The sequence below is a fragment of the Fodinicola acaciae genome (assembly GCF_010993745.1).
Classification (GTDB): domain Bacteria; phylum Actinomycetota; class Actinomycetes; order Mycobacteriales; family HKI-0501; genus Fodinicola; species Fodinicola acaciae.
Genome location: NZ_WOTN01000002.1, coordinates 2,306,907 through 2,321,086, shown reverse-complemented (window position 1 = coordinate 2,321,086; position 14,180 = coordinate 2,306,907). Strand labels below are relative to the sequence as shown.

Annotated in this window: 13 protein-coding genes; 4 read left to right on the top strand and 9 right to left on the bottom strand. The window is 70.6% G+C overall.

The features are described from left to right. Positions 1–335: 335 nt before the first annotated feature. Positions 336–866: a DUF4870 domain-containing protein gene (locus tag GNX95_RS26240; RefSeq protein ID WP_163510021.1), complete on the top strand. Its 531-nt coding sequence runs from the start codon at positions 336–338 to the stop codon at positions 864–866. 60 nt (positions 867–926) lie between these two features. Here the strand turns inward: GNX95_RS26240 and hemW are convergent, their stop codons facing one another. Both hemW and GNX95_RS26230 read right to left on the bottom strand, forming a co-directional pair. Next, positions 927–2,138: a radical SAM family heme chaperone HemW gene (hemW, locus tag GNX95_RS26235; protein WP_163510020.1), complete on the bottom strand. Its 1,212-nt coding sequence runs from the start codon at positions 2,136–2,138 to the stop codon at positions 927–929. An 8-nt stretch (positions 2,139–2,146) separates the two neighbouring features. Further along, on the bottom strand, positions 2,147–3,370 hold the full coding sequence (locus GNX95_RS26230; RefSeq protein WP_222853888.1) for an MFS transporter: 1,224 nt from the start codon (positions 3,368–3,370) through the stop codon (positions 2,147–2,149). 166 nt (positions 3,371–3,536) lie between these two features. Between GNX95_RS26230 and GNX95_RS26225 the strand changes: the two genes are divergently transcribed. Next, positions 3,537–4,415 (top strand): hypothetical protein, encoded by an 879-nt coding sequence (locus GNX95_RS26225; protein WP_163510019.1) that lies wholly within the window; start codon positions 3,537–3,539, stop codon positions 4,413–4,415. Positions 4,416–4,825: 410 nt separating this feature from the next. Here the strand turns inward: GNX95_RS26225 and lepA are convergent, their stop codons facing one another. Then, a complete protein-coding gene (gene lepA / locus GNX95_RS26220) occupies positions 4,826–6,652 on the bottom strand; it encodes a translation elongation factor 4 (RefSeq protein WP_163510018.1) in 1,827 nt (608 codons plus the stop codon). 177 nt (positions 6,653–6,829) lie between these two features. Between lepA and rpsT the strand changes: the two genes are divergently transcribed. Beyond that, positions 6,830–7,090, top strand: a complete 261-nt coding sequence (gene rpsT, locus GNX95_RS26215; RefSeq protein ID WP_163510017.1) for a 30S ribosomal protein S20 — start codon at positions 6,830–6,832, stop codon at positions 7,088–7,090. A 55-nt stretch (positions 7,091–7,145) separates the two neighbouring features. Here the strand turns inward: rpsT and GNX95_RS26210 are convergent, their stop codons facing one another. Continuing rightward, on the bottom strand, positions 7,146–7,835 hold the full coding sequence (locus GNX95_RS26210; RefSeq protein ID WP_163510016.1) for a hypothetical protein: 690 nt from the start codon (positions 7,833–7,835) through the stop codon (positions 7,146–7,148). Next, on the bottom strand, positions 7,835–8,836 hold the full coding sequence (holA, locus tag GNX95_RS26205; protein ID WP_246281733.1) for a DNA polymerase III subunit delta: 1,002 nt from the start codon (positions 8,834–8,836) through the stop codon (positions 7,835–7,837). The genes GNX95_RS26210 and holA overlap by 1 nt, the downstream gene beginning before the upstream one ends. Positions 8,837–8,936: 100 nt before the next feature. Between holA and GNX95_RS26200 the strand changes: the two genes are divergently transcribed. Then, positions 8,937–9,350 carry a DUF5655 domain-containing protein gene (locus tag GNX95_RS26200; protein WP_163510014.1) on the top strand — a complete coding sequence of 138 codons (414 nt, stop codon included), beginning with the start codon at positions 8,937–8,939 and terminating at the stop codon, positions 9,348–9,350. Here GNX95_RS26200 and GNX95_RS26195 read toward each other — a convergent pair. The 4 genes from GNX95_RS26195 to GNX95_RS26180 all read right to left on the bottom strand — a co-directional run bounded on the left by GNX95_RS26195 (position 9,340) and on the right by GNX95_RS26180 (position 14,179). After that, positions 9,340–9,645 carry a hypothetical protein gene (locus GNX95_RS26195; protein WP_163510235.1) on the bottom strand — a complete coding sequence of 102 codons (306 nt, stop codon included), beginning with the start codon at positions 9,643–9,645 and terminating at the stop codon, positions 9,340–9,342. The genes GNX95_RS26200 and GNX95_RS26195 overlap by 11 nt on opposite strands. A 95-nt stretch (positions 9,646–9,740) precedes the next feature. Beyond that, entirely contained in the window at positions 9,741–12,062 is a 2,322-nt protein-coding gene (locus GNX95_RS26190; protein ID WP_163510013.1) for a ComEC/Rec2 family competence protein, read from the bottom strand. After that, positions 12,059–12,784: a ComEA family DNA-binding protein gene (locus tag GNX95_RS26185; protein ID WP_246281732.1), complete on the bottom strand. Its 726-nt coding sequence runs from the start codon at positions 12,782–12,784 to the stop codon at positions 12,059–12,061. The genes GNX95_RS26190 and GNX95_RS26185 overlap by 4 nt, the downstream gene beginning before the upstream one ends. A 552-nt stretch (positions 12,785–13,336) precedes the next feature. Further along, on the bottom strand, positions 13,337–14,179 hold the full coding sequence (locus tag GNX95_RS26180) for a DegV family protein (RefSeq protein ID WP_163510012.1): 843 nt from the start codon (positions 14,177–14,179) through the stop codon (positions 13,337–13,339). Between the last annotated feature and the right edge of the window lies 1 nt (position 14,180).

The following is a 14,180-nucleotide window of genomic DNA, read 5'->3' as shown; positions in this document are numbered from 1 at the left end:
TCATACGTGCCGGAACGGCCGTCTGTCGGGCCGCTCGCCGGCCACCCGGAAGATCACGTCCGCCGCTCGATCTGGGGCTTTCCCCTCCGGCTGCGCGTTGAGGCAGGCGAGGAGGCAGCCACGCTGCACCATCGGCCTCGCGGGCGGGCTGACTGTCAGCCACAGTTGGCGGCCGAACGGCCGATCGCGCCGGCCGGCCGCCGGTCAGTTTTACCGCATCCGGCCAGTTTTCGCGGCCGGTCACGGCGCCGGGTCGTACCAGCTGACGTCAAGTCTCCCGGCGTGTTCGGTCGAGATCGCTCGCGATGCGCCGCCGGAGTCTCTATCTTGGCCGCATGACTGACCCGGGTGGTTCCCAGCAGCCTGACTTCAACAAACCCAACGACTACGGCTCCGGCGCGACGCCGCCGCCGTCCGGCGGATATCCGCCGCCAGCCGGCGGCCAGCCCGGATACGGCGGCCAGCCGGGATACGGCGGTCAGCCGCCGGCCGGTGGCAGCACCGAGGACAAGACGTGGATCCTGGTCGCCCACTTCGGCGCCGCCGGTGTCGCCTTCATCTCCGGCGGTTGGCTCGGCTGGGTCCCGCCGCTGATCGCGTTCCTGGTCCAGGGAAACAAGAGCCCCAACGTGCGGCAGCAGTCGCTCGGCGCGCTCAACTTCCAGATCAACTGGTCGGCGCTGACGGTGATCATCTACGTCCTGTCGATCTGCCTCGGCATCGTCACCGGCTTCGGCTTCCTGCTCTACATCCTGGTGTTCGCCACCTGGCTGGTCGCCTGGATCTTCTCGCTGATCGCCGGCATCAAGGCCAACAACGGCGAGCCGTACGAATATCCGATGACGTTCGTCAAACTGGTCAACTGACCCGACCTCACCCGCGTCACCGCCCCGTCGCAGGTTCGTCAGCGGCGGGGCTTTTGCGTGTCAATCCACCAGATCACGGACAACGGCGTCCGCAAGCAGCCGGCCGGAGAGCGTGAGGACGAGGCGACCGTCCGCGTACGGCCCGGCCTCGAACAGGCCACGTGCCAGGCAGTCGGCGGCCGCCGCGCGCGCACGCTCGCTCAGCACGTCCACCGGCAGACCGTCGACGGTGCGTACGCGCAGCATGATGTCCTCGGTGCGCCGGTCCCGCGGGGCCAGCGTCTCGCGCGCGTACGCCGGCGACTCCTTGCCGGCCAGCCGTCCGGCGTACGCGGCCGGATGCTTGACGTTCCACCACCGCACGCCGCCGACGTGACTGTGCGCACCGGGTCCGAAGCCCCACCAGTTGGCGCCTCGCCAGTAGCCGTCGTTGTGCCGGCAGCGATCCGCCGCGCTCGCCGACCAGTTGCTCACCTCGTACCAGCTCAGGCCGGCCGCGGTCAGCGCCTTCTCGGCCTGCTCGTAGCGCTCGGCCAGCGTGTCGTCGTCGGCCACCTCGACCTCGCCGCGGCTGACCTGCCGATGGAGCCGCGTGCCCGGCTCGACGATCAGCGAGTACGCGGAGACGTGGTCGACACCGGTCGCGAGCACCGCGTCCAGCGATGCCTGCCAGTCGTCGGCGGTCTCCCCCGGTGCGCCGTAGATCAGGTCGAGGCTGACGTGCTCGAACCCGGCCCGCCGAGCCCATCGCGCGACGGCCTCGGCGCGACCAGGCGTGTGGTGGCGGTCGAGAGCGGCGAGCACGTGCTCGCGCGCCGACTGCATGCCGAGCGACAGCCTGGTGAAGCCGGCCTCGACGAGCGCCGCCAGAGCGCGTTCGTCGACCGTTTCCGGGTTGCACTCCGTGGTGACCTCGGCGCCGGCGGCCAGGCCGAAGGTCGACCGCAGCTCGGCCAGCACGCGGCCGAGCTCGGCCGGCGGCAGCAGCGTGGGCGTACCACCACCGAAGAAGACCGTGTCGACGGTGACCTTCCCGAGCACCCGCGCCGCCAGCTCGATCTCCGCGCGGACGGTGTCGACGTATCGCTCGCCACGGTCGCCGCCGAGTTCGCCGGCCGTGTATGTGTTGAAGTCGCAATAACCGCATCTGGTCGTGCAGTACGGCACGTGGACGTACGCACCGAACGGCCGGCCGGTGAGCTCGGCGAGCGCGCTGGCCGGCAACACGCCGTCTGCCGGCGCCGGATCGCCGTCAGGCAATGTCGATGGCACGTCCGCGATTATCGCGTGGCCAGGGCCCAGCGGGTCACCGGCGGCACGGCCAGGCCGGCCGCGAGGAAGATCAGCGCCAGTCCCAGCCAGCCTGGCCAGCCACCGGTGAAGCGTCCGGCGCCGAGCACCAGCGAGGTCGTCAACGCCGGGCCGACCATCGCGCCGAGCGACAGGCTCATGCCGTAAATCCCCTGGTACTGGCCCTGCGCGTGGGCCGGGGCCAGGCCGAAGGCCAGGCCCCAGGTGCCGGCGGCGAAGAGCAGCTCGCTGGTCACCTGCACGAGCGCGCCGGCGACCAGCACCACAGCCGCGACGATCGCGGGCTGGCCGCTGGCGAGCGCGAAGACCGCGCACGCGACGGCGATGATGAACCCCGCCCGGCGCAGCGCGCGACCGGAGTCGTGGACCGTACGCACGTTGCGGCTCGCCCTGACCTGAAACAGCACGACCGCGAGCGTGTTCACCACCAGCAGCACCGACACCATCCAGCGCGGCGCCTCGGTCCGCTGCACGAGCCACAGCGGCAGCGTGACCTCGATCAGGCCGTACTGGATGCCGAGCACGCCGGCCAGGAACATCACGGCGAGATAGGGCCGGTCGCGCAGCGCCTCCAGCCGTCGCGTGCCGGGCGGAGCCGGCACCGGCACCAGGCGCGGCACGGCGAGGATCACCACGCCGGCCACCACGAAGGTCAGCGCGTCGCCGAGGATCGCCGATCGGTACGCCGTCGCCGTGTCGAGGTGCAGGGCGATGCCGGCCACCGCCGCGCCGAGGGTGATGCCGAGGTTGGTCACCGACCGCAGGATCGACTGCGTGCGTACGCGCTGGTCGGCCGGCACCGAGCCGGCGACCAGCGCACCGCGCGCGCTGTTTCCGGCGGAGTCCGCGATCCCCTGCAACCCCATCGCGACGACCAGCCAGGCCGGACCGCTGACCAGCACCAGCGTGCCGGTGATGATGCCGTTCAGGCAGGCGGCGACGACCAGCACCTCACGCGGTCCGTACCGGTCGGCCAGATGCCCCGTCGGCGCGCTGGCCACCAGCCGCGAGCCGCCGGCGACAGCCAGCGCGAGCGCAAGCTGCGCCGCCGTGAGGCCGACCGATCGGGTGAAGTAGATCGCGCTGACCGTCATGAACAGGCCGTTGCCGAAGGAGTTGACCAGGTTGCCGGCGATCAGTGCGCGGACCGCACGCGACGACTGTTTGCTGGCGGTCTCGGCGGCGACGATCACCACCTCAGATTAACAGTACGCACGTACTGTTTCGAGCGATTTTCCGCGCCCCGTACGACTCCAGGTGACCGCGGATACGGCTGATGGCCGATGCCGGCCACCGCCGGTGACCGCATACCCTCGAGCCGTTCCGTACCAAGCCGTCCAAGGCCGTCCGAGGAGATCCGTGCGCCGACTGCTGATCGCCGTTGCCGTCCTCGCCTGTGTGGCAGTGCTGGCGGTGATCGCGGTGGTCACCTTCGCGGTAACCCGCGGCGGCAACGTGCCGGTGCCGGCCGCGCTCAAGCCGGAAGGCTGCACCATCAAGGTCGGCGGCGACACCATCTCGCTCGCGCTCGACCGCGCGCAGAACGCGTCGACCATCGCCGCCGTCGGCTTCCAGCGGGGCGACGGCCTGCGCGGTGTCACGGTCGCGCTGGCCACCGCGCTGCAGGAGTCGAAGCTGGAGAACGTGCCCGGCGGCGACCGCGACTCCATCGGCCTGTTCCAGCAGCGGCCGTCGCAGGGCTGGGGCACGCCGGAGCAGCTGGCCGACCCGCGCTATGCGGCGACCGCCTTCTACAAGCGGCTGGAGAAGGTCGACGGCTGGGAGAAGCTGCCGCTGCACGAGGCCGCGCAGAAGGTGCAGCGGTCCGCCGACGGCAGCGCGTACGCGCCATGGGAGTTCGAGGCGACGACGCTGGCCACCGCCTACTCCGGCCAGGCCGCCGGCACGGTCAGCTGCCTGGTGCGGCACAAGTCCGGCGGCACCGACGACCTGTCCACGCAGCTGCGCGGTGACCTGCGCGGCGATGTGAGCACGAAGGCGGTCAGCATCAGGGTCGGCACGGCCACCGGATCGTCGGTCGCTCCGCTGCTGGTGGCGCCGATCGGGTCGAAGGACCTGCCGGCCTACCGGCGGCTCGCGTACTGGCTGGTCGCGCACGCGCAGACGTACCGGATCGAGACGGTCGCGTACAAGGACGTGCGGTGGTCGGCCTCCGACGGCTCCTGGACGACCGTCACCCCCGACAACACCGGCCGCATCGCCGTCCAGTTCAAATGACGCCGCATGGTCGCCCTACGTGCGGCTGGCTTGAGTTTCAACCTGTTTGGCTCTGGCGGTCTTTGGGCTGTGTCTGTTTTGCGGTTGTTGAGTGGGCGCGTCGAGTGTTGGGGGATCCTGGTCGGGGGTCGGGTGGTATTGGTGCGCTGGCTGGGAGAGTGATTTTCGGCCGGAGGCAGCCGAACGCGCGTCGGACCCGCCCGGCGAGTAGTCACAACAGCATTACTCGCCTCAGCAGTCACACCCACCACAGGGGCCGGCGGTCACGCAGACGTGAAAGCCGTGTTTCGTGCATCTAGCTGAAAGGACATCACCCTGGTCGCTGCACTGCCCGACGATGACCCGGATGGGCAGCCAACCCAGGGGGCTAAAACTCAAGACCAGCGCACGCAGGGCGACCCTGCGGCCACTTACTTCTTGGGGGTGTCGGAGGTGGAGAGGGCGGCGATGAAGGCCTCCTGCGGGACCTCCACCCGGCCGACCATCTTCATCCGCTTCTTGCCTTCCTTCTGCTTCTCCAGCAGCTTGCGCTTACGGGTGATGTCACCGCCGTAGCACTTGGACAGCACGTCCTTGCGGATCGCCCGGATGTTCTCGCGCGCGATCACCCGGCTGCCGACCGCCGCCTGGATCGGCACCTCGAACTGCTGCCGCGGGATCAGCTCGCGCAGCCGCTGCGTCATGGACACGCCGTACGCGTAAGCCTTGTCCTTGTGCACGATCGCGCTGAACGCGTCGACCGTCTCCCCCTGCAGCAGGATGTCGACCTTGACCAGCGCCGCCTCCTGCTCGCCGGTCGGCTCGTAGTCCAGGCTCGCGTAACCCTTCGTCCGCGACTTGAGCTGGTCGAAGAAGTCGAAGATGATCTCCGCCAGCGGCAGCGTGTAACGCAGCTCGACGCGCTCCTCGGACAGGTAGTCCATGCCGCCGAGCACCCCGCGGCGCGACTGGCAGAGCTCCATGATCGCGCCGATGTAGTCACTCGGGGCGAGGATCGTCGCGCGTACGACCGGCTCGTACACGGCCGCGATCTTGCCGGCCGGAAACTCGCTCGGGTTGGTGACGGTGTGCTCCGCGCCGTCCTCCATCTCGACCCGGTAGACCACGTTGGGCGCGGTGGCGATCAGGTCGAGGTCGAACTCGCGCTCCAGCCGTTCGCGGATGATCTCCAGGTGCAGCAGGCCGAGGAAGCCGCAGCGGAAACCGAAGCCGAGCGCCACCGAGGTCTCCGGCTCGTACACCAGCGCCGCGTCGTTGAGCCGCAGCTTCTCCAGTGCCTCGCGCAGGTCCGGATAGTCGGAGCCGTCGATCGGATAGAGGCCGGAGAACACCATCGGCTTGGGGTCGGAATAGCCGGACAGCGGCTCGGTCGCCGGCTTCACCTGCGTCGTCACGGTGTCACCGACCCGCGACTGGCGCACGTCCTTCACACCGGTGATCAGGTAGCCCACCTCGCCGGCGCCGATCGCGTCGGAGGCCACCGGCTCCGGCGAGATCACGCCGAGCTCCAGCAGCTCGTGGGTCGCGCCGGTGGACATCATCCGGATCCGCTCTCGCGCGGACAGCTTGCCGTCGACGACACGGACGTAGGTGACGACGCCGCGGTAGATGTCGTACACCGAGTCGAAGATCATCGCGCGCGCCGGGCCGCCGGAGTCGCCGACCGGCGGCGGCACCTGCTTGACGATCTGGTCGAGCAGCGCCTCCACGCCTTCGCCGGTCTTGCCGGAGACCCGCAGGCAGTCGCTCGGCTCACAGCCGATCAGGTGTGCCAGCTCCTCGGCATAGCGCTCCGGCTGCGCGGCCGGCAGGTCGATCTTGTTGAGCACCGGGATGACGTGTAGGTCGGCTTCCAGCGCGAGGTAGAGGTTGGCCAGCGTCTGCGCCTCGATCCCCTGCGCCGCGTCGACCAGCAGCACCGCACCTTCGCAGGCGGCCAGGCTGCGGGACACCTCGTAAGTGAAGTCGACGTGGCCAGGTGTGTCGATCATGTTCAGCACGTACTCGGAGCCGGCGCTCTGCCACGGCATGCGCACGGCCTGGCTCTTGATCGTGATGCCGCGCTCGCGCTCGATGTCCATCCGGTCGAGGTACTGCGCGCGCATGGCCCGCTCCGGCACCACACCGGTTTTCTGCAGCATGCGGTCGGCAAGCGTGGACTTGCCGTGGTCGATGTGAGCGATGATGCAGAAGTTGCGAATCAGCTCGGGGTCGGTCGATCCGGGCAGATGGGTCAACGGGCTTCCTCAGGGTGGTCAGGCGTAAGGCTCCATTCTCCCATGCCGCCCCCGCCTGACCCGGAGGCGGATTGGAGCGTACGAACCGCGTGGTCTATCCTGGCTAATCGCGTGCGTTGTGCCGTTGCCGGCACACGCCAAGACCCGAAACCCCGACAGACGACCCGAGGCTAACGCGTGGCGAACATCAAGTCCCAGATCAAGCGGATCAAGACCAACGAGAAGGCGCACCAGCGCAACAAAGCGGTGAAGTCCTCGCTGAAGACCGCGATCCGGCGCTTCCGGGAAGCCGCCGCGACCGGCGACAAGGAAGCCGCGACCGCGCAGCTGCGGATCGCCTCGCGCGCGCTGGACAAGGCCGCCAGCAAGGGTGTCATCCACCAGAACCAGGCGGCCAACAAGAAGTCCGCGATGGCGCAGGCAGCCGACAAGCTCTAAGCACCGCGCGTCACCAGGAGCCACCCGATCGTCGGGGTGGCTCCTTTTCGTGTCTCTATCGCTGTTTGCGGCCGCGCCGGCGGTTGCCGCTGAGCGCCTCCTCCGGCGCGCCCTGCTCGGCGGCCGGATCCCATGGCGGCGGCCGGTTGCCGCGGATGTCGCTCATGAAGTCGTCGAGCTCGTCCGGCACCACCGGCAGCTGCTGGGTCGCCTCGGTCTCGCCGTCGTCCTTGCGCTGGCTCGGCGGATCGGTGACGACCGGGATGACCTGGGTGTGCTCGCTTCGCGGGCGCGCGTACAGGGACGGGTCGGCCGGGATCACCGCGGTGTCGTCGCTGACCGGACCACGGCCCTGCGCCTTCTGCTCCTCGCGGGCGAGCCGTTTCTCCTCGCGTACGCGCTCACGCTGGGCCTTGCGGTGCTCGCGCGCCGCTGACATGCCGGACGGCGGTGGCTGCGCTGGCTGTGGCTCTGGCTCCGGTTCCGGCTCCGGGGGCGTCTTGATCGAGCGCTCGGTCGCGGTGGCGACGACGTCGTTGAGCTTGACCATCGCCGCGATCGCCAGCGGCAACACCAGCACACCCCACCAGGACACGAAGCCGAGCAGCGCGAGCACGATGCCGACCGCGATGGCCACCTCGAAGAACAGGAACGACCAGACCGGTCCCGGGTTGATCGTCTTGAGCCGGAGCACCTTCGCGTAGATGGTCCGCCGCTCCGGCGGCCGGCGGGATTTCTTCGCCATCACCGACTTCCTTTCGCCGCCGCGATGGCCAGTACGGCGCGCTCCAGCGCGTACTGCTCGTCCTGCGCGACACCTTTCACGTCCGCGTTCAGCGCCGCCGCCACCCGCATCGCGGTGGCCAGGCCATCGTCGGTCCAGCCGCGGCCCTGGCGCTGCGCGCGCTCCACCTTCCAGGGTGGCATGCCGAGCTGGCTGGCCAGCTGGTATGCGCTGCCGCGGCGAGCGCCGTTGACGCGCGCGATCGTACGGATGCCGTCGGCCAGCGCGTCGGCGATCAGCACCGGCGCCACGCCCAACGACTCGGCCCAGCGCAGTGCCTGCAACGCCTCGACGGTGTTGCCGGCGACCGCCGCGTCGGCGACGGTGAAGCCGGTGACCTCGGCTCGGCCGCGGTGATAGCGGCGTACAGCGGCGGCGTCGACCGCGCCGCCGGAGTCGACCACCAGCTGCGCGCACGCGGTGGCCAGCTCGCGCAGGTCGTTGCCGACGCTCTCCAGGATCAGGCCGAGCACGTCTTTGCCGGCCTTGCCGCCGTTGCGCGCGATCTCGGCGCGTACGAACGCCGTCCGGTCGCCCTGCTTGGTCACCTTCGCGCACGGCACGACCACCGCGCCGGCTTTCTTGAGACCCTCGACGAGCGCCTTCTGCTTCGCGCCGCCGGAGTGCTCGACGACCAGCACGGTCCCTTCGACCGGGTCGGCCGCGTAGCTCACCAGCGCGGCCGTCAGCTCCTTGGTGCCGTCCTGGCCGGCGTGCACGACCACCACTCGCTCGCCACCGAACAGCGACGGCCCGAGCAGCTCGTCCAGCTGCACCGGCGCGAGCTCGTTTGCCTGCAGGTGCTGGATTTCCGCGGACGCCTCGCGCCGCTGCACGGCCGCGACGACGTCCTGCACGGCGCGGGAAACCAGCAGCTCCTCGTCGCCGACCACCAGCCGTACCGGCGCGAGCAGGTCGCCGGAGTCGGCCAGGTCGTGTGCTGGTGCGGTGTTCGGAGGCACGGCTGCATCGTCGCATGCCGGCACCCGCCATGCGCGACACAGGCGGATAGTCGGGCCGTTCGTCGGGTGTCGGGTGTCTGGGTGAACGATCATCGCATTCATGGCTCGATGGGTGTGTCCACAGTGCGACCGCGAGTTCGGCCGTACGAACCAGTCGCATGTGTGCGTGCCAGGCTGCACGGTCGAGGAGACGTTCGCGCCGTGGCCGCCGCACTATCTGCGGATCTATCGCGCGATCGAGGAGCATCTCGACTCGCTCGGACCGCTGCACGCCGACGCCGTCAAGGTTGGCGTCTTCCTCAAGAGCGACCGGAAGATCGCCGAGGTCCGGCCGAAGGCGCGGTCACTCCAGCTGGCGCTGGCGCTGCCCCGTACGATCGACCATCCGCGCGTTTCGCGGTGTTTCCGGATGCCTGAGCAGACCTGGCACGTCATCAAGCTCACCAGCCTCGACGACGTCGACGAGGAGCTGCTGGACTGGCTGGCCGAGGGCTATCTCGCGGCTACCGCTTAGCCTCGATCCGTGGACCTGCGTCGTTCGCGGATCGAGGCTTGGCCAGCACACCGCGGCGGGATCGCCAGGACAGGATCGACGCGATCGACAGCGCCGACGCGAAGCCGGCGACGCAGGCGAACGAGCCGATCGACAGCACCGAACCGGCCGATCCGACCGAGCCGATCGACAGGACCGAGCCGGTCGACCCGATCGAGAGGATCGACCCGCTCGATCCGATCGACAGGATGGACCGCGACGACCCGATGCTCAGCAACGAGCTGTGCGACTTGATCGACAGGCGCGACTCGCGCATCTTCTTCGCCACGCCGCCATCCTGCCTGACCGGCCCCACGTAGGGGTGATGTTTGACGGTCAGCAGCGACCGCCCAAACACCACTCTCGCGGTGGTCATGGCGAGCGTGCCACTGGGTCGGTGCCGCGAGCGACGCCGGCGAGCCGGCCGTCCTGCCGTACCACCGCCACGTCGCCATCGAGGTCGGTGCGCCAGACCTGTGCGCCGATCCGGCGCAGGTGCAGCAGCACGCCTGGACTCGGATGGCCGTAGTCGTTGCCCAGCCCCACCTCCACGATCGCGACGGCCGGTGCGACCGTGTCGATGAACCTCGGGTCGCTGTACATCGAGCCGTGGTGCGGCACCTTGAGCACGTCGGCCCGTACGGCGGCGCCGGCCGACAGGATGGCGTCTTCCTCCTCGCGCTCGGCGTCGCCAGGCAGCAGCACGGTGGTGCCGGCGAGGTCGGCCAGCACCATCAGCGAGTTGTTGTTGGGGTCGGACCGAGTGCCGCGGATGGTGGCCGACGGGCCGAGCACGCGCAGGCCGACCGGGCCGACCTGATACTGGTCGCCTGGCTGCACGGTGACCACCCGCAGGTGGTGGCGACTCACGGCTGTCTCCAGGGTCTGCTCACCGGTGCCTGGCAGCCGGTATCGCCCCACCAGCACCACGCCGACCTGCCGGCCGCGTACGGCCCCTTCGATGCCTCCGACGTGGTCGGCATGCAGATGGCTGAGCAGCAGCACCGGGATCACCTGGATGTCCAGCCGGCGCAGGCAGCCGTCCACCGCCACCGGCTCCGGTCCGGTGTCGATGACGACCGCGGTGAGCGCGGCCACCCGCAGCACGATCGCGTCACCCTGACCGACCGCACAGCCGACCAATTGCCAGCCGACCGGTGGCCAGCCCGGCGCGACCACCCGGATCGGCACCACCACCAGGATGACGACCACGATCACCGCGGCCGCCGCCCGGCGTATCCAGGCGATCCGGCCGGCCGCGAGGACAACGAGCAGGACGACCAGCAGGAGCAGCGCGCCCGATAGGCCGGACGGCCACGGCAGCACACCACCGGGGATGTTGGCCCCGATGTCGGCGATGGTGACCAGCCACAGCGCCGGCCAGGAGGCGCACCACGCCAGGACCGCGGCGACCGGCGGCGCGACCGGCGAGACGAGTGCGGCCAGCACGCCGAGCACGGTCGCCGGCGCCACCGCCGGCACGGCCAGCAGGTTGGCCGGGACCGCGACCAGGCCGACCGTCCCGGACATGCCGGCGATCACCGGCGCGCAGGCGAGCTGTGCCGCGGCCGGCACCGCGATGCCTTCGGCGATGCCGGCCGGAACGCGCCGGCTGCGCAACGCGTCTCGCCAGCCTGGAGCAACGACCAGCAGACCGGCGGTCGCCAACACGGACAGGACGAAACCCGCCGAGGCCGCCTGTCCCGCGTCGAGCAGGATCAGCAGGCCGATGGTCGCGCACAGCGCCGGCAACGCGGAACGCGGCCGGCCGGACGCCAGCGCGACCAGCGCGAGGCCACCCATCACCGCCGCTCTCAGCACGCTCGGGGAGGGCCGCGCCAGCACGACGAAGCCGGCCAACGCGACGGCCGCGCAGACGGCCGCGACCGTTGGTCGCGCTCGCAGCCGGCGACAGAGCAGCAGCACGACGCCGGACACGATGGCGCAGTTGGAGCCGGACACCGCGGTCAGGTGCGTCATGCCGGTCAGCCGGAAGTCCTCAGCGACCTGCGGGTCGAGGGTGCTCGTGTCGCCGACGACCAGTCCCGGCAGCAAGCCACCCTGTGGGTCCGGCAGCGGGTCGCAGGCCTGGCGGAGGCCGGCGCGCAGCCCGCCAGCGGCGGTTTGGACGTACGGCGGCGCACCGATCAAGGTCGGCGGGCCGGCGGCGGTCAGCGTGGCGGCGGTGACCGCCACACTGCCTGGCGGTCCGAGCCGGCCGGACACCCGAAGCCGCTGCCCGGGCAGCAGACCGAGCCACCGCCGATCCGCGCCGAAGACCAGCACCGACGCGCCGAGCGCGAGCCGGCGGCCGGACGTACGCAGCTCGCTGACGCCGATCGGCACCAGATAGCTCGGTGCGGCGGCGGAGCGGATCGGCCGAGGATCGTCCTGGACCGTACCGACCACGCTCACCTCGGCGCGGTCGGCGGCCAACACCGGGATCGGGCCGGTGTCGCGCGGCAACAGCTGGACCGAGGTGGTGAGGCCGCCGCCGGCGACCCCCAACGCAGCCGCCGCCAACACACCGAGCCAGTGCGCTTTTCCACACATTGCTGCCACAAACACGACGGCGCCGACGACCGCGATCGCCAACGCGACCGGTGGACTCGTCAGCAGGCCGGCGAGCGCCGCGGCCCAGATGCCCGCGCCGACCGCCGCCAGCCGCAGGTCGAGGCCGTCGTGCTCGGTCACACCGTCACCTGGCCCCGCAGGCTGGCGAACTTCGCCGCGCCGATGCCGGACACCTCGCGCAGCTGCTCGACCGAACCGAACGGCCCGTGCTGCGCGCGGTAGTCGACGATACGTTTCGCCAGCACCGGACCGACGCCGGGCAGCGCGTCGAGCTGCTCGGCGGTGGCGGTGTTGAGATTGACCGGGCCGACCTTCGGCGCGGCACCGGCGGCAGCCGTCGGCGTGCCGACGATGATCTGCTCGCCGTCGACCAGCTTGCGCGCCAGGTTGACCGAGGTCAGGTCGGTGCCTGGCAGCGCTCCGCCGGCCGCCGCGACGGCGTCGGCGACCCGCGAGCCGGCCGGCAGCCGGACCAACCCCGGCCGGCGTACCTTCCCGGCGACCGCGACCACCACCAGCTGCGCGGTGGCGGCCGCGCGGCTCGGGACGACCTTGAGCTGCTCGGCCGGCTCGGCGACCGGCCGGGACCGCCAGGCGGCCCAGCCGGCCAACGCGGCGGCGAGCAGCATGACGGCGACCAGCGCGGCGAGGCCGCGCCGGCCCGGATTGACCAGCGCGCCCCGCAACGCCTGCGGCAGCCACCGGCTTTTCGGCTCTGTCCAGTCGATCCCGGCCGGACGCTCGGCGTTTTCCCCGCTGTCCGGGAAAAGATCGGACAGCCGGGACCGGGCGTACGCGGTCAGCGACTCGGACGCGGTGCGGCGGAGCGGCAGGAGTGGCACGCCTCGAACGCTACGGAGTGCCGCGGGGTTTCGGTGCGACTGAAGGCAAATCTGTGGATGACAGATCGCTGTGTGGATAACCCGGCTCGCCGAGAAATCTGTGCTATGAGCCGTCCGGCTCGTTTCGGGTCGGCGTCGGTGCACACCCACGACAGATGCCGTTCATGTTGTGGTCGCATGGACGCCATGCGTGCGTCTGACGCACGCATGGGGGCCATGCGACCACCTCCCCCACACCACCGGGTGACCGATGTGACTGGCGATGCAGAAGAGGCGCGGGCTCTCCTGGCCGGCGCTCCGACCAACCAGCCAGGCGAGCACGGCGCCAGCCAGCCACCAAGGGCCTGGCACTGGCATCCATCGCACATGCGGTGGCCATGCGCGATGCCGCGTCACACGCGGGAAATCGCGTTTACTTAGCTAAGTTTCCACGCGAACCCACCCCCCACCCGATCTGGGTGGGGGCCCAGATTGGCAGGGGGGTACGACAGTTTCGCGCCGCATCGCCAAATGTGATGCTGTCGATCATGGAGAAAATCGCGTGCTGTCAGGTCAGCCGGGGCTGACGACGACGCCTACGACGCCGGGGCCGACGTGTGCGCCGATGACGGCGCCGACCTCGCTGGTGAGCAGGTCCTTCACCTGAGGCAGCCGGTCGGACAGCCGGGTCGCGAGGGTTTCGGCGCGTTGTGGCGCGGCGAGGTGGTGTACGGCGACGTTCACCGGTCCTATGGCCAGCTCGACTGCCAACTCCTCCAGGCGGGCCAACCCGCGCGCGCTGGTACGCACCCGTTCGGCAAGTGCGACGCCGGCCGTGTCGACGCGGAGAATCGGCTTGACGGCCAGCGCGGTGCCGACCAACGCGGCGGCCGCGCCGATACGTCCGCCGCGGCGCAGATATTCCAGCGTGTCAACGTAAAACAACGTGGTCGTACGCCGCACGGCCTCCTCGGCGGCAGCGCGTACGTCCGCCGCGTCGCCGCCGTCACGTGCCACGGCCGCGGCGGCCAGCACCGGGAAACCGAGGCCCATCGCGGTCGACCCGGAGTCGACGACCGACACCGTGCCGGAGAACTCGCGCGACGCGGCGACCGCCGACGCGTACGTGCCGGACAGCTTGCTCGACAGGTGTACGGCCACGACGTCCGAGGCGTCGGCCAGCGCATCCGCATATGCGCGCGCGAGCTCGGCCGGGGACGGCCGTGAGGTGGCGACAGAGATCCGCCGCTCGCCGAGAGCCGCCGCCACGTCCGCCGGCGTCACGTCGACGCCTTCGACGCCGGACCGGCCGCCGACGGTGACCGTCAGCGGCACCACACGTACGCCGGCCTCGGCGGCGACCGAGGCGGACAGGCCGGCCGTGGAGTCCGTGACCACCGCAACCCGCCGAGTCATG

What these genes read in the sequence shown, in the direction of transcription:
- GNX95_RS26210 (WP_163510016.1), bottom strand. Translation starts at nt 7,835, where the DNA reads ATGGCGAAGAAATCCCGCCGGCCGCCGGAGCGGCGGACCATCTACGCG.
- GNX95_RS26195 (WP_163510235.1), bottom strand. Translation starts at nt 9,645, where the DNA reads ATGCGCGAGTCGCGCCTGTCGATCAAGTCGCACAGCTCGTTGCTGAGC.
- GNX95_RS26200 (WP_163510014.1), top strand. Translation starts at nt 8,937, where the DNA reads ATGGCTCGATGGGTGTGTCCACAGTGCGACCGCGAGTTCGGCCGTACG.
- GNX95_RS26180 (WP_163510012.1), bottom strand. Translation starts at nt 14,179, where the DNA reads ATGACTCGGCGGGTTGCGGTGGTCACGGACTCCACGGCCGGCCTGTCC.
- GNX95_RS26240 (WP_163510021.1), top strand. Translation starts at nt 336, where the DNA reads ATGACTGACCCGGGTGGTTCCCAGCAGCCTGACTTCAACAAACCCAAC.